At 65.8% G+C, this 20,743-nt stretch carries 25 protein-coding genes and 1 pseudogene; 5 read left to right on the top strand and 21 right to left on the bottom strand.

Translation table 11 applies throughout. The features are described 5' to 3' along the window. Positions 1–58 precede the first annotated feature (58 nt). From KUG39_RS06605 to KUG39_RS06595, 3 genes are all read right to left on the bottom strand, one after another. Positions 59–565: a hypothetical protein gene (locus tag KUG39_RS06605; protein ID WP_216913724.1), complete on the bottom strand. Its 507-nt coding sequence runs from the start codon at positions 563–565 to the stop codon at positions 59–61. Between the two features lie 145 nt (positions 566–710). After that, positions 711–1,496 (bottom strand): peptidoglycan recognition protein family protein, encoded by a 786-nt coding sequence (locus KUG39_RS06600; protein WP_216913722.1) that lies wholly within the window; start codon positions 1,494–1,496, stop codon positions 711–713. A gap of 981 nt (positions 1,497–2,477) precedes the next feature. Next, on the bottom strand, positions 2,478–4,202 hold the full coding sequence (locus KUG39_RS06595) for a patatin-like phospholipase family protein (protein WP_216913720.1): 1,725 nt from the start codon (positions 4,200–4,202) through the stop codon (positions 2,478–2,480). 420 nt (positions 4,203–4,622) lie between these two features. Between KUG39_RS06595 and KUG39_RS06590 the strand changes: the two genes are divergently transcribed. After that, the gene (locus KUG39_RS06590; protein ID WP_353617340.1) at positions 4,623–5,666 is read left to right on the top strand and encodes a transporter substrate-binding domain-containing protein; all 1,044 of its coding nucleotides are present in this window, start codon (positions 4,623–4,625) and stop codon (positions 5,664–5,666) included. On the opposite strand, the gene KUG39_RS06585 is transcribed toward KUG39_RS06590, so the two are convergent. The 4 genes from KUG39_RS06585 to KUG39_RS06570 form a co-directional block, all read right to left on the bottom strand. Then, the gene (locus KUG39_RS06585; RefSeq protein ID WP_216913718.1) at positions 5,614–6,345 is read right to left on the bottom strand and encodes an esterase/lipase family protein; all 732 of its coding nucleotides are present in this window, start codon (positions 6,343–6,345) and stop codon (positions 5,614–5,616) included. The genes KUG39_RS06590 and KUG39_RS06585 overlap by 53 nt on opposite strands. 30 nt (positions 6,346–6,375) lie before the next feature. Then, on the bottom strand, positions 6,376–6,855 hold the full coding sequence (locus KUG39_RS06580; RefSeq protein ID WP_216913716.1) for a VOC family protein: 480 nt from the start codon (positions 6,853–6,855) through the stop codon (positions 6,376–6,378). A 278-nt stretch (positions 6,856–7,133) separates the two neighbouring features. Then, on the bottom strand, positions 7,134–7,379 hold the full coding sequence (locus tag KUG39_RS06575) for a hypothetical protein (RefSeq protein WP_286192978.1): 246 nt from the start codon (positions 7,377–7,379) through the stop codon (positions 7,134–7,136). A 265-nt stretch (positions 7,380–7,644) separates the two neighbouring features. Beyond that, complete coding sequence (locus KUG39_RS06570) at positions 7,645–8,130, bottom strand: cupin domain-containing protein (protein WP_216913714.1); 486 nt, start codon at positions 8,128–8,130, stop codon at positions 7,645–7,647. A gap of 29 nt (positions 8,131–8,159) precedes the next feature. Between KUG39_RS06570 and KUG39_RS17565 the strand changes: the two genes are divergently transcribed. Next, a complete protein-coding gene (locus tag KUG39_RS17565) occupies positions 8,160–8,852 on the top strand; it encodes a helix-turn-helix transcriptional regulator (protein ID WP_216913712.1) in 693 nt (230 codons plus the stop codon). 96 nt (positions 8,853–8,948) lie between these two features. Then, the gene (locus KUG39_RS06560) at positions 8,949–11,405 is read left to right on the top strand and encodes a glycoside hydrolase family 9 protein (protein WP_216913710.1); all 2,457 of its coding nucleotides are present in this window, start codon (positions 8,949–8,951) and stop codon (positions 11,403–11,405) included. Here the strand turns inward: KUG39_RS06560 and KUG39_RS06555 are convergent. Continuing rightward, positions 11,383–12,216 carry a CPBP family intramembrane glutamic endopeptidase gene (locus KUG39_RS06555; RefSeq protein ID WP_216913708.1) on the bottom strand — a complete coding sequence of 278 codons (834 nt, stop codon included), beginning with the start codon at positions 12,214–12,216 and terminating at the stop codon, positions 11,383–11,385. The two genes, KUG39_RS06560 and KUG39_RS06555, sit on opposite strands and share 23 nt — an antisense overlap. A 120-nt stretch (positions 12,217–12,336) precedes the next feature. On the opposite strand from KUG39_RS06555, the gene KUG39_RS06550 reads away from it, so the two are divergent. Continuing rightward, the gene (locus KUG39_RS06550) at positions 12,337–12,906 is read left to right on the top strand and encodes a hypothetical protein (RefSeq protein ID WP_198960057.1); all 570 of its coding nucleotides are present in this window, start codon (positions 12,337–12,339) and stop codon (positions 12,904–12,906) included. Between the two features lie 20 nt (positions 12,907–12,926). Here the strand turns inward: KUG39_RS06550 and KUG39_RS06545 are convergent, their stop codons facing one another. From KUG39_RS06545 to KUG39_RS06525, 5 genes are all read right to left on the bottom strand, one after another. Next, on the bottom strand, positions 12,927–13,463 hold the full coding sequence (locus KUG39_RS06545; protein WP_216913706.1) for a hypothetical protein: 537 nt from the start codon (positions 13,461–13,463) through the stop codon (positions 12,927–12,929). Continuing rightward, positions 13,456–13,908 (bottom strand): GNAT family N-acetyltransferase, encoded by a 453-nt coding sequence (locus KUG39_RS06540; RefSeq protein ID WP_216913704.1) that lies wholly within the window; start codon positions 13,906–13,908, stop codon positions 13,456–13,458. The genes KUG39_RS06545 and KUG39_RS06540 overlap by 8 nt, the downstream gene beginning before the upstream one ends. A gap of 205 nt (positions 13,909–14,113) precedes the next feature. Next, positions 14,114–14,785: an ATP-binding cassette domain-containing protein gene (locus KUG39_RS06535; RefSeq protein WP_216913702.1), complete on the bottom strand. Its 672-nt coding sequence runs from the start codon at positions 14,783–14,785 to the stop codon at positions 14,114–14,116. Positions 14,786–14,799: 14 nt separating this feature from the next. Further along, positions 14,800–15,948 carry an ABC transporter permease DevC gene (gene devC, locus KUG39_RS06530; protein ID WP_216913700.1) on the bottom strand — a complete coding sequence of 383 codons (1,149 nt, stop codon included), beginning with the start codon at positions 15,946–15,948 and terminating at the stop codon, positions 14,800–14,802. Continuing rightward, a complete protein-coding gene (locus KUG39_RS06525; RefSeq protein ID WP_216918261.1) occupies positions 15,945–17,000 on the bottom strand; it encodes an HlyD family efflux transporter periplasmic adaptor subunit in 1,056 nt (351 codons plus the stop codon). The genes devC and KUG39_RS06525 overlap by 4 nt, the downstream gene beginning before the upstream one ends. A 64-nt stretch (positions 17,001–17,064) precedes the next feature. Between KUG39_RS06525 and KUG39_RS06520 the strand changes: the two genes are divergently transcribed. Further along, complete coding sequence (locus KUG39_RS06520) at positions 17,065–17,730, top strand: TetR/AcrR family transcriptional regulator (protein WP_094584441.1); 666 nt, start codon at positions 17,065–17,067, stop codon at positions 17,728–17,730. Positions 17,731–17,755: 25 nt separating this feature from the next. Here KUG39_RS06520 and KUG39_RS06515 read toward each other — a convergent pair whose 3' ends face one another. From KUG39_RS06515 to KUG39_RS06480, 8 genes and pseudogenes are all read right to left on the bottom strand, one after another. Next, entirely contained in the window at positions 17,756–18,148 is a 393-nt protein-coding gene (locus tag KUG39_RS06515) for a type II toxin-antitoxin system VapC family toxin (protein ID WP_216913696.1), read from the bottom strand. Continuing rightward, positions 18,148–18,402 (bottom strand): type II toxin-antitoxin system Phd/YefM family antitoxin, encoded by a 255-nt coding sequence (locus KUG39_RS06510; RefSeq protein WP_094584476.1) that lies wholly within the window; start codon positions 18,400–18,402, stop codon positions 18,148–18,150. The genes KUG39_RS06515 and KUG39_RS06510 overlap by 1 nt, the downstream gene beginning before the upstream one ends. 54 nt (positions 18,403–18,456) lie before the next feature. Further along, the gene (locus KUG39_RS06505) at positions 18,457–18,813 is read right to left on the bottom strand and encodes a nucleotidyltransferase domain-containing protein (protein WP_216913694.1); all 357 of its coding nucleotides are present in this window, start codon (positions 18,811–18,813) and stop codon (positions 18,457–18,459) included. Continuing rightward, on the bottom strand, positions 18,810–19,232 hold the full coding sequence (locus KUG39_RS06500; protein ID WP_216913692.1) for a nucleotidyltransferase substrate binding protein: 423 nt from the start codon (positions 19,230–19,232) through the stop codon (positions 18,810–18,812). The genes KUG39_RS06505 and KUG39_RS06500 overlap by 4 nt, the downstream gene beginning before the upstream one ends. 72 nt (positions 19,233–19,304) lie before the next feature. Further along, positions 19,305–19,733 (bottom strand): hypothetical protein, encoded by a 429-nt coding sequence (locus KUG39_RS06495; RefSeq protein ID WP_216913690.1) that lies wholly within the window; start codon positions 19,731–19,733, stop codon positions 19,305–19,307. Next, positions 19,723–19,950: pseudogene (locus tag KUG39_RS06490) on the bottom strand (tautomerase family protein); the annotation flags it as partial. The pseudogene KUG39_RS06490 and the gene KUG39_RS06495, both read right to left, overlap by 11 nt. A gap of 118 nt (positions 19,951–20,068) precedes the next feature. Continuing rightward, the gene (locus KUG39_RS06485) at positions 20,069–20,479 is read right to left on the bottom strand and encodes a type II toxin-antitoxin system VapC family toxin (protein WP_190611268.1); all 411 of its coding nucleotides are present in this window, start codon (positions 20,477–20,479) and stop codon (positions 20,069–20,071) included. Then, complete coding sequence (locus KUG39_RS06480) at positions 20,476–20,703, bottom strand: type II toxin-antitoxin system Phd/YefM family antitoxin (RefSeq protein ID WP_199297102.1); 228 nt, start codon at positions 20,701–20,703, stop codon at positions 20,476–20,478. The genes KUG39_RS06485 and KUG39_RS06480 overlap by 4 nt, the downstream gene beginning before the upstream one ends. Positions 20,704–20,743: the final 40 nt, after the last annotated feature.

Below are 20,743 nucleotides of genomic sequence, written 5' to 3'. Positions count from 1 at the left end.
CCAGAAAACGGAAATCAACGCAAAGATAGATATAGCGAAAGGTCGATTACTCATGATGTCACCTTGGAGAGTTCAACAGCAGCTTCGAAAGCACCTTATCCGTTTGCTCTTTAGAATTTCCAGGAGTAATAAGGCAGTCGGAGAACTTGGTGCCTTGGTCAAGGACTACACACCCACTAGGTATAGCCTTCGTCTGCACAATAGCAACCGTACCATCTGGTTTCTTGGTAATGATTGCTCCAGGCCGTGTCTCACGAGCAATCTCTCGGATTGTGGCGCTGAGTTCTTGAAAAGCAACTATTCCAGTCAAGACTAGGACAACTGGAAAGGCTTTAGTGTCAGTGTTGTCACTTTGCACCGCTGATATCGAACCCTTGAAGCCAAGGGAATCAATTACAATTTCAGCCTGACTCGGCGGTGCCGTCCACTCTACCGAAATGTTCTTTGGCTGAGCATCTGCAGAGCCTGCAGGTGCAGCGAAAACAGCAGGTAGTGGATACAACATAGAACCAAGCAGAAAGGAGCTGCTTACAGCTAGGCATTGTGTAGGAAGCATGAATGTCACGATGTTGAATTAAGGTCTGTAGCACAATGATCTGCGAATATCAATTCAACGCTTTTCTGTCGTTGATACGAGCTGAAGCTGCCAATATTAGCGATCGTGAGGCCGGCGGAAATCGCTTTGAGGCTACACTATGCATACATCACTCCTAGGTATTGTCCAAAACCTTCCAAGTCGCCGGCCCAACGATCCCGTCAGGCACGAGTGGAGGATTGTTTCGTTGGAACTGCCTTACGGCAGCTTCGGTAATCGCACCAAAAATACCATCAACTTTCATTTTGTCAAAGCCTAATTTCTTCTGCACTTCTTCGACCAGAAAACGAGGATTATCGGACTTAGATCGACTTAAAGTGGGCCGATCGTTCGGATCCGATACAGGAATACGCTGGACTTGACCAGGATTGGCCATGAATTTCGCAACATCCTCGCGAAATTGTGACATATCGATTGTATGGGGATCAATTTTTCCGGATGTCCACTCTTTGTGTCCACAACACCAACCAGAATCTCGTCCTAGTTTGGTTAAGATCGCTGCGACACCACGCTTGTATGCGTCAAGCTGGACTGCTGGCCAAGGATCAGAAGGGAAGCCTGTGTTCTCCGCCTCGATACCGATAAAGTTGCTATTTCCACTTTCCCCTTTCCAGCTCCCTGGCCCTGCATGGTTGGCCCGACCGGCTGCAATTACATAATATGTGCCATCTCGCCCTAAACCAAGCTGAGACAAGGGGCCACGCAGATCAGAGCGGCCATCGGTAAGCACTCTTAAACTTGGCATGTTGCCTGATGCTGGACCTACTGTGTGGTGACAGATGACTCCTTTGACTGAGCTGGACATGTCTCCACGTCCTCGATTCAACCATCCGTCAACTTCTGCGACTTTGAGGCCAGCATCGCGAAGAACCGTCACCAACCAAGACAGTTGGAATGCCATTACCCAATACCTCCAACTGCCGCAGGCAGGTCTTCGTCTTGGGTTGCGTCTTTATCAAAGAACTCACAAGAGCAGCCATCGACTTCGTCGTCTTCTGCTGTGCCAAGCTCTACTTCTTCAGGATTATGCTGATGCATGAGCAGCTTCACTTCAACTCCAACAACTACCATAACCTGTCCCTCCAATGTTGAAAACTCTGTTGCCGCAAGCCTTCACATTACTTTAAGGGTGGCCGACAAGTGGCAGCTCCAAATGAGGAAGATGAGATATTCTTCCACCCTAGGAGAAAATCTCATCGGCACCTATCGGATTCACTCCAAGCAGGAGCAAACCGATCCCTCTCCCTCGTCACTCCGAAGATCGTATCCCCAAAAACTACCCAAGTCGACAGGTTAGCCAGCCATCTAATCATGCGCTGGGTCGGCGGAACACCACTCTCTGCAGGCTTTACCTCGAGAGTTGAAGTCCCACGATCCCTCTAGAGGGACTCCAGCTGATCCTTGTGTTGCGGCGTACCTAAGGGATGAGATCGGAGCGGGGCTGTGGCCAAAGATTTTTGCGAGGAAGTGCGCCCAACTTGAATGAATGGTGAGGCGTGCCTGATCTGAAAGTTACGGTGGCGAAGGATCGAATCTCAGCTTCTAGGCAACTGTCTTGTGGTGAAGCTCCACGGCCTTGTGGTAGTCAGTGAAGTGCCCCTCAGGTGACTACGAGATGCGGGAGGCTGACACTCCCAAGCCGACTAAAGAAGGGATTACGATTGACCTAACTCTGCAAAGAGTATCTATGTTAAGAGATGAACCTAGGATCAATGAGCTACCCCATTTTCGCCCATAGGACCGCTTAACAACCATCCTTGAATATGGCCGAAGGCGTTGAAAGTAAATAAAGTGTATCTCCACAAGAAAGCAAGGGAGTACATAGCATTTCCTGAATATTTAAGACTTCACCCCAAAGAAAAAGTACGGAATAGTCCCAGAATCAGAACAATTTCGGATTGAGGATATTCCTCTTCAGGAAGGGACGAACCACAAAGAGATAAACTAGGATCTTTGTCATTGGCTTGCCGATCCAGTACCTCATGCACAATAGCAATCCGCCGCCTTTTCTCCTGCGGTCTGCACCGTCAAGATAATCGGCATTTACATAGTCAATCAGCGAGTTAACCCTGCTTCGAATCTGCTTGCTGATCAACTTACGCCGAGAAACGGACACATTCACCATTAGAAGACGCAACTGCTGCAAGGAGCCTTGGGTGTTTTGCCCTGAGCTCCCCGACGGCTTGCCGCCCTCTGCAAGTGACTTGAACTGAACACACTTCGCCAACCACCGTTCCGTCTCGCCCAATTCATTTGTCGCGGCCGCTTGCTGGGTAAGGCCTTCGTTGCCTCCGTCCATGCCTACCCAGTCAATAGGTTTCATCATTGCCCTGATGGGCTCGAAATCTCCGATCAGTTCACGAAAACGACCTTCCACAAGTTTCTCTCTTGCAGTTCGCCTGCCGACATTGTAATCATAGGCGCGGAAGTCAAACTCCAGAAATCCACCAAAAGCGGAAAAACCATCACCGATCAACGCGACATCGGAAGTCGTCACGGTCAGCAGCTCTCCCTCTAGCCCCTTCGTGATCCAGTCCTGATAGCGAGACTGCCCAAAGATGGCAGCCATCAGTGCAGTCACCAATGCCAGAAGATCATCGTCGCGATTCAGAAGGGGGTCCTGATTGAAGGTGCGCTTGCCAGGTGCCACGAACAAATACTTTCGTTGTTGCCCTGCTCTTTGAGCATCGATCTGTGAGCTGAGCTCAGCCGCCATCCCTACAGGCTCATTCTCGAATACGCCCCCATCAGTATAGAGATAGTCGCCATTGCGAAGAGAATCACCTCGATCCTTCTTGGTCTGGCTATCCCGTGTATGCATGATGCCCTCAGGCGAGCCACCGACCCTTTTGATCCTCCTGCTACGAAAGGCGAAGGGGAAAGCTCCAGAAGAGAGGGCCATTATCCGCAATTGATTCCAACCTTCCCTTGCTTCATTTTCGTCGTTGGGCCTGTTGCTGCCACTTGGGCCGGTGATCGGCCTCCAGGAAATTCCGGCTCCTTGTTGAAATGGCTCCAGCTCGTGCAATCGCACTACCTCATTCCCATCGGGGGAGGCTTCGCGAGAAATTAAACAAACAAACTGATCTTTGTAGCGAGAATAGGAAAACGTTTCTGACTGACCCTTGATGTTCAACGGAAAACCGTTGAGATTGGCCATGGCGATGCCCACACTGAGAGTTCCATCCAAAGCTGGATGCGGATCCAATTCCGGACCCGGGCACTCACGCAGGTATTCTGCGGCTATATCATCAATCACTCCTGTGGACAACAAGGAGTACTTATGCAGTTCCGGCTCAACACTTAGCAGTTCATCAATGTTGACCTTCTTAACCCACGCCTCGTACAGAGGATTGGCATAGGGCTTACGTAGCTCCTGGCCATGGAACATCAGCTGTTGAGCCAGGATCCCGGCTGTCATGGCTCCCGCCGACGCACCAGTGATCACATCAATCACCACGCGATCCTGTTCATATCGTTGCGGAGCGAGTTTCTTGAGACGTTCATTACTCAAGGCGATCGCTTCAAGCAACTCATACATCACGCCTGCCTCATAGCTCCCCAAGGACACCGCGCCGCTGATCACAACCGCGAGCCTTTTGGTCATGGCCAATAATCACAAAGATAAATCGGAAATCATTTTTCTCCGATTTGATTCTTCTCCTCTGATTGCTTAACATAACGTTGATTTGTCAACTGCATCACGTATTCACACCATGCCGATCCCGTTGACATGGGGTGGGCCGAAGACGCTCTGCAGACTCCCCTGAATCCACCGTCGACTCTCCGGAGGGGCTCAGTCCGTCCCTCCGCTGGCCCACGATGGCCGCGTGCCTGGCCGATCGTCCGTTTCGGAGATCGCCTGGCGGAGGTCTCACCCATGCCGATGTCAGCCCCAGCCCGTAGGAACGAAGACAGGAGAGGGGCTGGACGCCTCCCATGGGGTCTGACCCTTGCCCTCGCCCTTCCCCTGTCCATCGCCCTCCTCCTGGCGGTTGGCCTCCCAGGGTCGGCAGCGACCGAACCGGTGCTGCGGGTGGGCCTGGTGGATGGCTCGCCGCCCTGCAGCTACCGGGAGGCGGGGGTGTGGCGGGGGCTGGGCGTCGATCTGTGGAACCGGGTGGCCACGCTCGAGGAGATCCCCTACGTCGTCTCCCAGTGGCCCTCGGTGCGGCAGATGCTGGAGGCCAGCCGCGAGGGCAAGGTGGATGTGGCGGTGGGCTGCATCAACGTTTCACCCGACCGCCTGAAGCGCTATCGCTTCAGCCTCCCCTTCCAGGAGGACGGCCTGGCAGTGATGGTGGTGAAGAGCCGTCTGGATCTGGGGCGCTCCTTTCTGACGGCCCTGCTGACGCCGACCCTGCTGCAGCTACTGGGCGGCTACCTGCTGGCGATCGCGGCGCTCACCTGGCTCACCCTGCGCCTGGAGGTCCGGCACCATCCCGCGACGAACGGCCGGCGAAACTCCCTGCGCCACTGCAGCAAGGTGTTCCAGGTGCTGGCCACCGGGCCGGGCAGCAACACGATCGTGACCACCACCCGCGGCAACGGGATCGTGATCCTGGCCTACCTGGTGCGGATCGTCTCGGCGTCGCTGCTGGTGGGCTATCTCACCGTCAATGTGGCCGGGGAGATCCAGGACACGGCCAGCGGCGCGATCCGCTCTCCGGCCGATCTGCGCGGCCTGCGGGTGGGGGTGCGCAGTGGCACCGTCAGCGAGTCGCTGCTGAAGGAGCTCAACGCCTCCAGCCCAGGCCCCAAGGCCACGATCGTGCCGCTGAAGAGCATCAGCGAGGGGGGCGCACTGCTGGCCGAGCGCAGGGTCGACGCCCTGCTGGGTGACAACCTGCAGCTCAGCTACCTGCTGCTCCAGGAGGAGGCCAAGGGCTTCCTGCCCAGCCTGGCGCTGGAGGGGATCCGGCCCGAATCCCAGGCGTTCGCCTACGCGCCGACGCTGCCGGTGGCCACCGCCGACCGCATCGACCAGGCCATCAGCGCCCTCAAGCGCAGCGGCGTGGTCAGTGAGCTGCGCCAGCAGGCGACGACCCGGGGGAACCCCCGGGCGCGCTGAAGCCGGCGCTCCACCAGCGCTCCACCACGTCGGGGCTGCCGTACCAGGAGGGGCCGAAGGCGCCGCCATGGGCCACCCCCGGCAGCACCAGGGGGGTGGAGCCTTCCAGGAGGGCCGATGCCACCGGCACCAGGCCGTCGCCCCGGCCTGTGGGATCACCGGTGCTGTTGCGGTAGGCGGTGGGAGCCAGGCGCTGGGCCATGGGGGAGGCCGCCTGCAGATCCAGGTCGCCGGCCACCGAGACGTAGCGCACCCGATCGGCGAAGGGGCAACCGGGCAGGCGCTCCGCCACCATCAGGCGCAGCACCGTGGCCTTGAGGGCGGTGTGGGGGCTGCCCAGCATCACCAGGGTGTCGGCCAGAGCCTTGCCGTCGTAGCGGCGCCCCTGGAACGGGGCGTCATCCAGGAACAGCCGCAGCATGATGCCGCCGGAGCTGTGGCCGATCAGCGTCACCTTGCCGGTGGGGGACTGGCGGGCCAGTTCAGCCGCGGTGGCCTGCACCCGATCGAGGATCCCGGCCCAGGCGAAGGCGAACACGGTGAGCAGCCACTCGGGCTTGCCCACCGGCACCAGCCGCACCGGCTGGCCGCTGAGCTGCTCCAGCCGCGCCACCATCGGGGCATAGGCCTCGGGGCTGATCAGGAAACCCCCGAGGATCACGATCGGCTGGCGGGTCATGGGTGAGGACTGGCGGCGCCGCCGGGGACCCTACCCGCGGCGGGCCGCCTCGATCGCCGCGATGTCGATCCGGGTCATCTGCATCATGGCCTCGAAGGCACGCCGGGCCGCGGCCCGGTCGGGATCGGCGATGGCGGCGGTGAGGGCGCGCGGGGTGATCTGCCACGACAGTCCCCATTTGTCTTTGCACCAGCCACAGGCACTTTCTTCGCCGCCATTGCCAACAATCGCGTTCCATAGCCGATCGGTTTCGGCCTGGTCGTCGGTGGCGATCTGGAACGAGAACGCTTCGCTGTGTTTGAACGCCGGGCCGCCATTGAGGCCCAGGCAGGGGAGGCCGGCCACGGTGAACAACACGGTCAGGACATCACCCTCCTGGCCCGACGGATAATCGGCCGGCGCCCGAACGATCTCTCCCACCGCACTGTCCGGGAAGGTTTCGGCGTAGAACGTGGCCGCCTCCAGGGCGGTGCCGTCGAACCAGAGGCAGATCGTGTTCCGGGGCACCATCCTCCCGCTCCGATCAAGGCCCTCAGGAGCCTAGGGGCAGCGGGCTTTCGCGCCTGGGGGCCCCATCCATTCCGTAGCCGACGTGGGCGTTGTGGGATTCGTCGAGAAGGATCTCGTGCCCTTCGGCGCTGACGATGGCTCGGGCGGCCTCACTGTGGCCGTGCCGTTCCAGCTGGCCACCTGGGCCGAGGCCTGGTCGATTTCGGGGTACTCCGCCCGGCCCCTGCCGCGCCCCATCCCGGTGCAGATCAACCAGCAGGTCGAGGGGGGCCCAACGGCTAACGGTTGTGGAAGAAAGCGAGGCTGGCCTCCTCCACCCGGATGGCCGGCAGGAACAGCCAGTACTCCCAGCTGTCCCCGGGGGGACTGTCGCGCCGGGTGATGAAGTCCTGCCGCGGGGGCCCCTTCCCTTCCGGGCCGCCGTAATGCTCCACGGCGTGGAAGATGGACCACCGGGCAATGCCATAGCCCAGCACATAGGCGCCCAGGAGGCCAGCCAGGAGGGGACGGAGATGCCTGGCCACGTGGCCCAGCTCCCTGCGCAGAACTGGGGCCCATCCAACACCAAAACCAAGGCTTGGGGCGAACAACCTTCCGGGACTTCCGGGACTTCCTGGATTTGCGGGGCTTCCGGGGGGCGGCAGGGACTCAACAGGGCGGTGCACAAAGCTGTACAGCCTGTACAGGTCTGCTCCGAGCTCCGAGAGAGACATCAAGGTCGCCGATCAAGCGCCAGAGCCCTTCAGCGCAGCGGCCCCTCGGCAACGGCCCTTCGGCGAGGGGCCCCCATCAACGGGCTGGGCCTGTCGCCGGCGCCGGCACGGTGATCGGCTGGCCCTTCACCCCCGCGTAGACCACCACGATCTCGGCGGGTTCGGTGCCGTTGTTGGTGCCGTAGTGGGGCTGGTTCACCATCTCGATCAAGCCCTGGCCCGCCCGGAGCTGCACGCTGGCGCCGGCCGCACTGGTCACCAGCAGCTGGCCGCGGATCAGCATGCCGGCGTTGATCACCGGGTGCTGGTGCATGGGCAGCGCCACCCCCGGCGGGATGGTGATGTGCAGCACGGTGACTTCCGGCTGGCCGCTGGGGTAGGCGGGCAGGGGGGTGCCGTTCCACGACCTCGTGGAATGCACCAGCGTCCGCACCGTGACGCCGGCCGGTTCCCCTTCCGCCAGACCCGGCCGCACGGCCAGCAGCAGGCCTCCGGCGAGCAGCAGGGGCGCCAGGGCGCGCCGCCGGCTCCGAACTGTCGCCCCGAATTGCTCCATCCCCATAGCCTGCCCCACAGCACCCGCCGGTCCCCGTGGATTTCACCGCCGATCTGCCCGTCGTCCAGGTCCGGCGGGCGGTGATGCGCCGGGCCCTGATCGCCACCGATGTGCCGCCGCGGGTGGCGTTGGCGATGGGCGACGAGCCGCTGCTGCTGCGCTACACGGTGGGGCTGTTCGGCTACGGCCTGATCGGCTGCGCCGTCACCGACGCTGAGAGTTGCCTGCGGCGCCTGGCGGAGCAGCCCCACGGGCTGCTGGTGTGCTCCGACAGCCTCGAGGGCGACGACGTGCTCAGCCTCACCGCCACGGTGAAGGAGCGCCATCCCCAGCTGAAGGTGATCGTGATCGGCACCGCCCCGGTGCAGGACCCGGCGCTGGTGCGGGCGGCCTGGGTGGATGGGCTGGTGGCGGAGCGCGACATGACCTTCCGCAGCGGCGCCCTGCAGGCGGCGGTGCTGGCGGCGCTGGGCGGGCACCACTTCCGCAGCGCCTCGATGCGCGGCCTCCCGGTGCCGGCACCGATCAGCGAACTCAGCCCGCGCGACTACGAAATCCTCGAGGGCCTGGCCGACGGCCTCACCGACCGGGAGATCGCCGAGCGGCTGATGATCAGCCCGAGCACCGCCAAGTCGTACACCAAGCGGCTGCTGCAGAACATGGGCGCCCGGAACCGGCTGCAGGCGCTGGTGATGGCGCTGCGGCAGGGCCTGATCCGGCTCCGCTGAGGATCACCCTCCGGCGCGCCGCCAACCACCCTCCGAAGGGGGTCGCCCCCGCGAGGCGGAGCGCCGTAAACCGTTGGGGGTGATCTGTTCTGAGCGATGGCGTCCGTCGATCCGCTGACCGGGGTGGGGTTCAACTACGCCGAGGCCCTGCAGAAAAGCTTCCTCTTCTATGAGGCCCAGCGCTCCGGCGACCTCGACGAGGCCCGCAAGCGGATCGACTGGCGCGGCGATTCCGGTCTGCGGGACGGGGCCGACGGGGTGTACTTCGGCGGCCGCACGGCGGCCAACCTGCAGAGCGGCCTGACGCTCAACCTCAGCGGCGGCTACCACGATGCCGGCGACCACGTGAAGTTCGGGCTGCCGCTGGCCTCCACCCTCGCCACCCTCGCCTGGGGCGGCATCGAGTTCTCCGATGGCTATGCCGTCACGGGGCAGACCGATGAGCTGCTCGATGCGGTGCGCTGGGGCACCGACTACCTGCTCAAGGCCCACGGCGTCGACGCCGCCGGCACCACGCTCTATTTCGTGGCCCAGGTGGGCGATGCCGGGGCCGACCACGCCCTCTGGAGCGCACCCGAAAGCCAGACGACCGCCCGGCCGGCGCTGGCTGTGACGCCGAGCAAACCCGGCTCCGATGTGGCGGCGGGCTCGGCGGCGGCGCTGGCCTCGGCGTCGGTGCTGTTCCGCCAGAACGGCGACGCCGCCTACGCCGACGTGCTGCTCAACCGCGCCCGCTCCCTCTACGACTTCGCCGACCGCTACCGGGGCCGCTACGCCGATGCGATCCCCGAGGTGCGCTCCTTCTACAACTCCTGGAGCGGCTACAACGACGAGCTGGCCTACGGCGCCGCCTGGCTGTCGCGGGCGGTGGGCGCGGCGGGGGGCAACGGCACGGCCTACCGGGACAAGGCCCTCTCCATCTACACCGGCAGCATCGGCGGCCTCTCGCGCGGCTGGACGGGCAACTGGGACGACGCCTCCTACGCCACGGCGGTGATCCTGGCGGAGGACACCGGCTCGGCCCGCATCCAGCAGGACGTGGAGGGCTGGCTGAACAACTGGGTGAGCGGCGGCAACGGCGTGACGATCAGCGCCGGCGGCCTGCGCCACATCAGCCAGTGGGGTTCGCTGCGCTATGCGGCCAACACGGCGTTCCTGGCCGATGTCTACGCCGACAACGTGCGCGATCCCGGCGGCGCCTACGGCCGTCTTTCGCAGGGAACGGTGGACTACATCCTCGGGGCCAATCCGCGCCAGTCGAGCTACCTGGTGGGCTTCGGGGCCAACGCGCCCCGCCAGCCCCACCACCGGGCGGCCTCGGGAGTGGGCTGGGACGGGTTCCGCAACGGCCAACCCAACACCCACACCCTCTACGGCGCCCTGGTGGGCGGCCCCACCAGCGCCAACGACTTCGCCTACCAGGACCGCCGCGACGACTACGTCGCCAACGAGGTGGCCCTCGACTACAACGCCGCCCTCACCGGCGCCTTCGCCCGCAGCGTCGAACGCCGCGGCGGCGTGCCGCTCACCGACGCCCAGCTCGACGCCCTGCCGGGCATCACGGTGCGGCCGGGCAGCGGCGGAACTCCGGTGACACCAACCCCGACGCCGACTCCAACTCCAATACCGACTCCCACCCCGACACCGACACCAACCCCAACGCCCACGCCAACCCCCACTCCCACACCGCCGCCACCGATTCCCACGCCCATTCCCACTCCCGGCGCCCCGCTGCCGGCGACCCTCAACGGCATTCCGCTCACCTCCAGCCCGGATCTGGCGGTGGTGGTGGGCGGCTCGATCTGGACCGGCGGGATGACGGTGCAGCTCACCCTCAGCAACACCGGGGCGGCGCCGCTGAACGGCTGGAACTTCAGCTTCGAGAGCCCGCACCGTCCCAGCGGCACGCCCTGGGGGGTGCGGATCAGCAGCACGGCGCTGGCGGGCGGCCTGTTCCGCCACACCGTCAGCGGCGACGCCTGGGCCAGCGCGATCCAGCCCGGCCGCAGCGTGACCGTGGGCTTCAACGCCAGCCAGGGCCGGGCCCTGGGCCACAGCGGCGCCCTCACGGCGGCGGCCCTGTTCGGCGGCGCCGGCCGGCTGGCCTTCAGCGCCGCCAACCCCCGCTTCCTCACGGGCAACGCCGCCGCCAATAGCCTCAGCAGCGGCCCCGGCGCCGATGTGCTCACCGGCCTGGGGGGCGCCGACACGTTCCGCCTCGCCAGCCTGCGCGATTCCCTGCTGGGCGCCCCCGACCAGATCACCGATCTGGTGATCGGCAGCGACCGCATCGATGGCCCCCAGGCGGTGTCGGCCGCCGCCCTGCGCGAACTGGGGGCCGTGGCCGACCTCACCCCCACCGCCCTGGCCGCCATGCTCACCCCCTCCACCTTCGCCGCCAACGGCGGGGCCACCTTCACCCTGGCCGCCGCGGGCGGCAGCCGCACCTTCCTGGCCCTCAACGACGGAACCGCCGGTTTCCAGGCCGGCAGCGACGCCCTCGTAGAGATCACCGGCTACAGCGGCTCACTCACGGCGCTGGCGGTGGTGTGAGAGGAAGAGCAGGAATCACCACCGTGTCCCTGTCGCTGCGGAAGAGGCCCACGTAGACGAGCAGGCCGAGCACCACGAACACCCCCTGCGCAACCACGGAGGCCATCGAGAGCCACGGGTAGGCATAGCCACCGGCCAGGAAGGTCGAGATGTCCCACAGGCCATGGGCCACCATCGCCGGCCAGATGAGGCCCGTGTAGCGGCGGAAGACATACAGGAGGATGCCGCTCAGGGCCGCCAGCACCACCTGGATCGCCCCGATCCAGCCCATGCCCATGAACATGTTGGGGAGGTGGAACAGCCCGAAGCAGATGCCCGTCCAGATCGCGGCGCTGGCTTCCGAGCGGCCCCCCTGGCGCAGGCAGCGCAGGAACAGGCCGCGGAACAGCAACTCCTCGGCGAAGCCCACGCCGACGCCGGCGGCGAGGATGGCCAGGAGCAGGTCCGGCGGCACCGCGCTCCACTGGATGCCCACCAGGCGGAAGGCGATCATCGCCATCCAGGCCAGCATCGACAGCTTCATCAGGCCGGTGCAGCGCAGTCGCACGGGATCCCGCCAGACATGGTCCCAGCGGCACCAGCGGCTGAAGGCCAGCAGCGACAGGCCGCCGAGGCTCAGGGGGACCACCGCCGTGGCGAAGGCATTGCCGGCCGTCTTGAACCAGTCCGTGTAAGGAATGCCGGTGCGGAATTGCAGCACTCCGGCCAGGGCGCTGTAGGCGAGCCAGAGCGCGATCCCCAGGCGGATCGTCGGACGGACGCGCGGGCCCCAGACGCCCTCCGCTGCGCCCTCCGTTGCGATCGTCTGCATCAATGCGCGGCGCCTTTCAGGGCACTGCTAGCGAGACCAGGGGGCCCTGTCACCCCGACCCGGCCTGCACGGACGCCGACCGCCGCGATGAGTACGTTCAGAGCAGTAGCCACCCTGCCGATGCGCCGACTCCCGATCCTTGCCGCCTCCCTGCTGGGCCTGGCGTCCGTGGTGGCGGCGGCGCCGGCGCTGGCCGACACCGTGCAGGCCCGCTGCGATGTCTTCCCCGCCGGGGACGACAAGGCCACCTCCTCCGGGCTGTGCACCTTCTCCCAGCGGCAGGGATTCGTCAGCATCGAGCTCAAGGGCGGCCAGAGGATCGAGCTCAAGCCCAACGAGAGCACCCCCAACGCCTACTTCGATCAGCAAGGGGAACCGGCCAGGCGCGAGATCCTGGAGGCCAACCGCGGCCAGGTGTACCGACTGGCCAACCAGTCGATCTTCGTCTTCTGGGATCCCGCCCCCTACGGCAAGGAAGCCAGCAGCACCACACCCACCGCGCCCGCGGCGAAACCGCCGGAAATCGTGCAGCTGCTGCTGGGCATCCGCCAGGTGAAGTTCGAGGGCGCCTGCCGGGTCAACTTCAACAAGGCCGGGAAACAGTTCAGCAAGACCTCCGCCTGCACCCCGGCCCAGGTGACCCAGGCCGAGGACGCCATGCAGCGCTTCTTCCGGGAACAGGGCCTCTGAGGCCCTGCCCGGAGGGCGGATCACTGACGACGGATCGGGCCGGTGGTCTTGGCGTCGGTATCGAACCAGCTGCTCTCGTTGGTGATCCGCGGGTCGCCCTGGATCGTGTAGGTGATGAAGCCGGACTTGAACACCAGGGCGCCATCGGAGAGCTTGCTGGCCACGGGCTTGCCGTTCACCAGCACCTTGTTCTTGCCGTCGATCCGGATGGAGGAGACGGTGCGGCCGTCCCCATTCCTGGCGACCCACTGGCCGGCATAGGGGGACACGGTTGTGCCCGCCGTGCCGAATCCGGCCTTGGCGTTCTGCTCTTTGGTCTTGTTGATGTCGCAGCCCTGCAGTTCGGTGACCTGGGTGCAGCCGGACTTCTCAAGCTTTTTGGCATAGGCCGGATCGATCGCATGGGCGGCGAGCGGCAAGGAGAGGCCGATCGCGGCGGCCGCGGCAGCCGTAGCGAGGATGGTGTTGCCTGATGTCATGCGGAAAACCTCTGCGAGCGACTCTGCACAGCTACCACGGCAGTTCCCCGGCGATCTGCTGCGGCGCTGATCAGCCAAGGGCTCGCTGATAGACGCAGAACACCGCATCACTCTCCCAACCAGCCGAGGTATACAGGGCCTGGGCGGCGGTGTTGGTGAGGGCGGTGGAGAGGGAGAGGCGGATGGCGCCAGCCTCGCGGCCGTGGCGTACGGCGGCATCAAGAAGGAGGCGGGCCACCCCCGAGCGCCTGGCCTCGGGCACCACGAACAGGTCGTTGAGGATGAAGATCGGCGCCATCGACACCGAGGAGAACGACGGATAGAGCTGGGTGAAACCAAGCGCCAGCCCATCGGCTTCGGCCATCAGCAGCACCGAGTCGCCCTGGGCCAGCCGCTCCTTCAGGAACGCGCGGACACGATCCAGTTCGGACGGCTGGCCATAGAACTGGCGATAACCGTCGAACAGCGGAACGATCACATCCAGATCGGTGAGGCCGGCTCGACGGACAACAACGGGGGGCAAGCAACAACGCGTGGCTCTGAGCCATCATCACGCTGAATGCGCAGCATCTCCACCTGTCCGGAGACATGGGGTGACACCGTCCTGCCCAACTCCAGCAAAGGAAACACCCTGACCTCTCGGGCCACGCGACAGAGCCCCAGAAGCGAGGCCTGGTGAAACGCCGCGTCCAACCGGCGGCAGTTCGGCGTTCACATACCGGCCCCTATCAGCAGAGCCGGCCATCCTCCAACGAGAGGGTGCGGTCGGCGATGTCGAGGATGCGGCTGTCGTGGGTCACCAGCAGGATCGTGCAGCCCTGCTCCCGCGCCAGCCGCTGCATCAGCAGCACCACCTCGCGGCCGGAGTGGCTGTCGAGGGCGGCGGTGGGTTCATCGGCCAGCAGCAGCGGCGGCTCCCCCACCAGGGCCCGCGCCACTGCCACCCGCTGCTTCTGCCCGCCCGAGAGCTGGGCCGGCTTGACATCCAGGTGATCCCCCAGCCCCACACTCTCGAGGATCCGCCGGGCGCGCCGGTCCATCTCCGCGTCGCTGAGGGTGCCGCGCATCTCCAGCGCCATACGCACGTTCTGGGCGGCGCTGAGGCTGCGGTGCAGGTTGTGGGCCTGGAAGATGTAGCCGTGCTCCCGGCGGGCCAGGGTGAGCTGCAGCGGCGAGGCCCCCACCAGCTCCCGCCCCAGCACCCGCAGCCGGCCCCCCTGGGCCGCCCGCAGGCCGCCGATCAGGGTCAGCAGGGTGGTCTTGCCGGAGCCGGAGGGGCCGGTGAGCAGCACGATCTCGCCGGCGGCCACCTCCAGGGCCACATCGAACAGCACCTGACGCCGCACCGCGCCCCGGCCGAAGTGGTGGTTGAGCCCCTCGATCACGATCGCGCTGGCCATGGCGGCGGTCCCCATCAGAAGAGCTCGGCCGGATCGGCCGCCTGCAGCCGCCGGGTGGCGATCGCCCCGGATGCCAGGCACATCACCAGCGTCAGCACGAACACCGTGGTCGCCCGCCCCAGGGTCATGGCGATGGGCAGGCTGGTGGCCTTCGCCGCCACCGCGTACAGCCACAGCGGCATCAGCACGCCGGGGATGAAGCCCAGGGCCGCCAGGATCAGGGCCTGCTCCACCACCACCAGCAGCAGGTAGCGCTGGCGGAAGCCCATCGCCTTGAAGGTGGCGTACTCCTGCAGGTGGGCATTCACATCGGTGGAGAGCACCTGGTAGACGATCACCACCCCCACCACGAAGGCCATGGCCGTGCCCAGCCCGAAGATGAAGCCCACGGGACTGGCCGTCCGCCAGTAGTTCTCCTCGAACCGCACGAAGTCGGCGTGGCTGAGCACCTGCACGTCATCCGGCAGGTGGCGCCGCAGCTCCTGCACCACCGGCGCCACCGGTTCCCCCGGCGCCAGGGTGAGCAGCCCGACGCTGATGCTGCCGGCCTTCGCCCGCGGGAACATCCGCAGGAACGTCTGGTCGCTGGCCATCAGGGTGGCATCGGCCCCGAAGGAGGCCCCCAGCCGGAACAGGCCGCCCACGGCGATGGTGCGCCGCTCGATCTCACTGGTCACCGGCTCGCCGCGATCGAGCCGGGCGATCACCTCGCCATAGCGGCCCCGGGCGCCCCGGTCGAACAGCACCGTGTCGGGCAGCTTGAGGCGATCGGCCTGGGCCCGCACCTCCGGCAATCGCAGCACATCGGCATCCGGATCGAACCCCAGCACCTGCACCGTGGCGCTCTGCAGGGTCTGGGGATTGCGCCAGTTCACCGTGCGGATGTAGAGCCCCTGGGCCTCCACCACACCGGGCACATCCAGGGCCTGCAGCAGCCGGCGGCGCGGGAAGGTGGAGAGGTTCTGCAGGTTCAGCGCCTTCGGGCTGATCAGCACCACATCGCCCCGGAAGGCGCGATCCAGGCGGGTGTTGCTGTCGTAGAGGGCCGCCTGGAAGCCCAGCTGCATGAACATCAGCAGATCGGCGAAGGCGATGCCGGCGAGGGCCACCAGGAAGCGGCCGCGGTCGTGGCGGAGCTGCAGCCAGCCGAGCGGGGTTCTCATGGCCCGATCACCACCCGCACCTGCAGGTTGGTGAACCCCGCCGCCCGCCGGCTGCTCTCCGGCGTCAGCGGGGCGCGCACCTCCACCACCCGGTTGTCGGTGTTGGCGCTCGGATCGGTGTTGATCAGGTTCTGGCGCAGCACGATCGCGCCGATCTGCTCCACCCGACCCTGCAGCGGCTGGGTCAGGGCCGGGCTGGTGATCCGCACCGGCTGCCCGCGCCGCACCCGCGGCAGATCGCTCTCGTACACCTCCGCCACCGCCTGCATCCGGCCGGTCTGGCCCAGCTGCAGGATTCCCGCCGCCCCGGGGGCCTCGCCAGCCCGGGCGACCACCTGCAGCACGGTGCCGGCGATCGGCGCCCGGATCAGGTTGTCGTCGCGGGCGGCGATGGCGCGCTGCAGGTTGGCCTGGGCCTGCTCCAGCACGCGCCGGGAGGCCTCCACATCCAGATCCACGCCACCGGTGCCGGCGCTGCTGCGCGCCTGCTGCCGCGCCAGCAGCACCCGGGCCTCCTGCAGCGAGGCTGTGATGGTGTCGAGGCTGAGGCGGCGGTTGTCGCGCTCTTCGGCCGAGACGGCACCGCTGGTGAACAGGCTCTGGTAACGGGCGGCCTCGGTGGCGGCCGTGCGCCGCTGGGCCTCCAGGGAGCGCACCTTGGCCTGCTGGCCGTCCTCGCCGCTGCCGGCATCGGCGCGGGCGATCGCCAGCCGGGAACGGGCCAGGTTCACCTCGGCCCGGGCCGCCGCCACGGCAGCCTCCAGCTGGGGCTGGTTGTCGAGCAGGGCCAGCAGCTGGCCGGCCTGCACCGCATCGCCGCGGTCGACCAGCAGGGCCTGCAGGGTGGGCTGGCCGGCGCCCGAGAGCGGCGCCGCGATCGTGCGCAGGGCGCTGACCGGCTCCAGCCGGCCCAGGGCGGTGACGGTGCGGATCGGCCGCTCGACCACCGGCGGCGGCGGCGGCGTGGCGCGGCGCAGCAGGCCGACGCCCAGGGCCAGCACCACGGCCCCGCCCGCCGCCACCAGCCCCAGCTGCGTCCGCCGCCCCACCATCGCGCCCCTCCCATCTGCAGTTACTATACGGTTCAGTTCAGTTTTCTTTTGAGCAGGACGCGCCATGCCCCCAGCCGATGCCGGTGGTGACGCTGCCGTCCCCAGGAACACCTCCGGCCCCAGCGCCCGCGAGCGGCGCAGCCAGCACAAGCGTCAGGCCGTTCTCGACGGCGCCCGGCGCGAATTTCTGCAGCACGGCTACGCCGCCAGCTCAATGGACCGCGTCGCCGCGGCGGCGGGCGTCTCGAAGGCCACCGTGTACGGCCACTTCGCCGACAAGCAGGCCCTGTTCCGCGCCCTCACCGAGGCGATGGTGGGCGAGCGCCTCAGCGAACTGTTCGGCGCCTCAGCCCAGCAGGCCCTGCCGGCCGAGCCCGCCGCGGCCCTGCGGGAACTGGCGGCCCGCTGCCTGGAGTGCCGCCACAGCCAGCCCCAGTTCCTGGACTTCCTGCGCCTGGTGATCGCCGAGTCGGAGCGGTTCCCCGAACTGGCCAAGACCTTCCTGGCCCAGCTGGAGCGCACCGGCGTGGGCCGGGTGACGGCGCTGTTCGAGGCCATCGCCGGCGCAGCGGAGGCGGAGCTGCGGGCGCGGCTGTTCATGGGCGCCCTGGTGCACCTGATCCTGATGCAGGACCTGCTGCACGGCCGCGAGGTGGCCCCGGTGGACCGGGAGGCCTACGCCGAGCTGCTGGTGCGATTGGTGAGCGCGCCGCCGGGGACTCCGGGCTGATCCGGGTGCTCTGGCGGAGGCGGCTTCAGGCGCGGGCGTCCTGCAGCGGGCAGCCATAGGCGGCGAACGCCGCGTCGGCACTGAGCAGGGTGAAGGGGCCGCTGATGGCCTGGGCGACGAGCAGGCGATCGAACGGATCGCGGTGGTGCAGGGGCAGCTGTTCCAGTGCCAGCAGATGGGGAAGGTCGATGGGGAGGAACGCGAAGCCGGATGGCTCCGCCCAGGCGATGGCCTCGCCGGCCGACAGGGGCATGTCGCCGCGGGCCAGGGTGTGCTTGATGGCGATCTCCCAGAGCGACACATGGCTGAGAACCACCGCGCTGGCCCGGTTGGTGATCAGCTCACGGCTGAGGGGCCCCAGCTTCGGGTCATCGGTGATGGCCCAGAGAAAGGTGTGGGTGTCGAGCAGCAGCCGCATCAGCCCTGCTCGAACAGATCGGCGATCAGGGGATTGGCCGCATCGATCGACTCGGGCACCACGAACTGGCCGCGGGCGATGCCGAGCCGGCGGGGTCGTTCGGGCGGCTGCAGGCTGGTGAGCCGTGCCACGGGCCGGCCGTTGCGAGCGATCACCACCTCGGCCTCGGCGCCGGTTTCGATCGCTTCCACCAGGCGTGAGAGGTGGGTCTTCGCTTCGAGCATGTTCACCACCCGGCTGGGACGGGACACCATGGCGACGGGCACCTCAACCAGACCAGACTAGACCAGAAGTAGCCACCCGGACGGTCAGGCAGGGAAGGCTGGCGGATCCGAGCGTCGGTACAGCAGCACGCCGGCCCGTTGGATGTGGTCCAGAAGGGCGGGATGGCTGATGGCGGCGAGTGCGGAGAGATCGATCAGCCAGGGCAGGAGCAGATCATCGAGATCGGCATCGATGCTGGCCAAGGTGGCGTTGCTGATGGCGTGACCCGTCAGGGTGAGATCGATATCGGAGGCGGGGCGGTGGCGGCCAAGGGCTCTGGAGCCGTAGAGGATTGCAGCCTCCACCTCGGGGTAGCCGGCGAGCACCCTCTGGATGGCCGCCACGGCCGAATCCGGTAGGCCGATGGCTTGGCCTGACGCCAGCGGGGCCGTGCTGATCATGGCCGGGATTCGCTGAGTGCTGCGAAGCGCACACGCAGGGCGTCGAACAACGGCGCAAAGCGGACGATCACGTCGTGGGCGATCGCCTTGGCCTGTTCGAGGTTGTAGGTGTGCGAAGACTGGTTGCGGGCCTTGATCATCGCCATCCAGCCCTCACCATCGTCGACAAGACCACTTTGAAAGGCCAGGCGCGTGGCATCGCGTGATCCAATGATGCCCTCAATTCCCTGATACTGCAGATAGTCCTTGAGCAGATTCCAGGCGAGTTCATGGGTGAACTCGAATCCCTGAATCAGCCCCTGCTGCTCCAACTCGCTCAGCGGGCGCTGCTGCGCCAGCGCAACACCGCGTGCCAGCACCTGCAAGGCCCGTTCGAAGTTGTCAAACCGCTGGCGCCAGCGGATATCTGCATCTGCCATGGGCTTAGGGTAGGGAATGGGCCCGTTCATAACCCTCACCACAGAGGCAGCCACCTTCAAAGATCCTGGGTTTCATCGACCGGTGCGCAGGGGCGCCGCCTCTGCGGCTCTCATCCGCCGCAGGAACTCCCGGCCACAGGCCAGCTTGCCCGCCAGATCGCTGTCGGGGTCAAGCGCGCGCCAGAACGGCGTGACCGGGTCCATACCGGCCTGCAGGCGGAGGTAGGAGCGCTCGGCCACGACCCGCAGGGCGATCCCGGTCGTGACCGGACAGGAATACTCAGCCCCATGCCGCACGGCCAGTCGCTGACGCAGGGTCGCCGCTGCCATCACGGCCCCAGGCGCGATCTCGCGCACCTCCGCATCGACGATCCGAGGGGTGACGACCAGCATCCGGGCACCGGCGGGGATGCCCGCGAACGCTTTCTCCAGCACCTTCACCTGGGGCTCCCGGCTGGCCTGGAACCTGGCCTCCCAATCGGTGGCAGGTCTATCGCCCATGGCTGGATGTCCCCGCCTGCGCTGCCTTCCAGTCGTCCGTGAGCATCCCGGAGAATCCCCAGTTCTCGTCGTCGATCTCCTGGATGACGACATGGGTGTGCTCGGGCTTCTTGCCGAGCACACGAACGAGTGAGTCGGTGATGTCCTTGACGATCTCGGCCTTCTGCTGCCGCGATGCACCTTTGGTGATCTGAACGTTCACGTAGGGCAATGTCTTGCTCCTGGAATGGGCGGTGCTTTGGCCTGCTGCCTATTCAAGGCGCCAGCGGCCCGGAGCGATCTGCTGGCGAAAGCCCAGCAAGCCTGCGGCAGCGGCCAATGCCGGAAAAACCGGGCTACGTCCTGGCCCCCCTCCAGATCGGGATCACTCCGCTGTTGCGGATGGCCTGGTCATGGGTGGCGAGCACCAACCCATGGGCCAAGCCCGTGGCCACGATCAGCCTGTCGGCAGGATCACCATGGAACCCATCCGGCATCTGATGGAGGGCGATGACCACCTCCACGTCAAGGGGCATGATCTGAACTACCGCAGGGGAAGCGGCCTCCTGCAACCAGGTCTGAAACGGCCGATCCAGCGTCAGCCGTCCTTTTGTGGAGAGCATCTGCGCCTCCCAGAGGCTCATGGCCGAGAGGTGGGTGCTGCCGGCGGCAGCCATTCGATCCAGCGAACGCCGTTCCCCGGCCACGAGGCGCTCGGAACCCAGCAGCCACCACAGCCAGACATGGGTGTCAAGCAGAATCTTCACCGCAGGGCATCGAAGGCCTGGGCCTCCAGCACGGATTCCTCTGGCTCAGCGTGGAGCACACCGGAACCGCGCAGGGTCGTCCATGGCGGGGGTCCCTGAGCGGAGCGCGCGGTCGGCGGCATGAGGCGTGCCACCAACTTGCCGTGGCGGGTGATCTCCACCACCTCGCCACCACACTCCACCTGCCGGATCAACTCCAGGCACTGGGCACGGAACTCGGTCACGGAAATGTCCATTAGGGCATCTTAATGGACATTTCGATTG

Origin of the sequence: Synechococcus sp. CCAP 1479/10 (assembly GCF_019038515.1) — a bacterium.
GTDB lineage: Bacteria > Cyanobacteriota > Cyanobacteriia > PCC-6307 > Cyanobiaceae > Cyanobium.
This window is presented reverse-complemented; position numbering and strand designations above follow the sequence as displayed.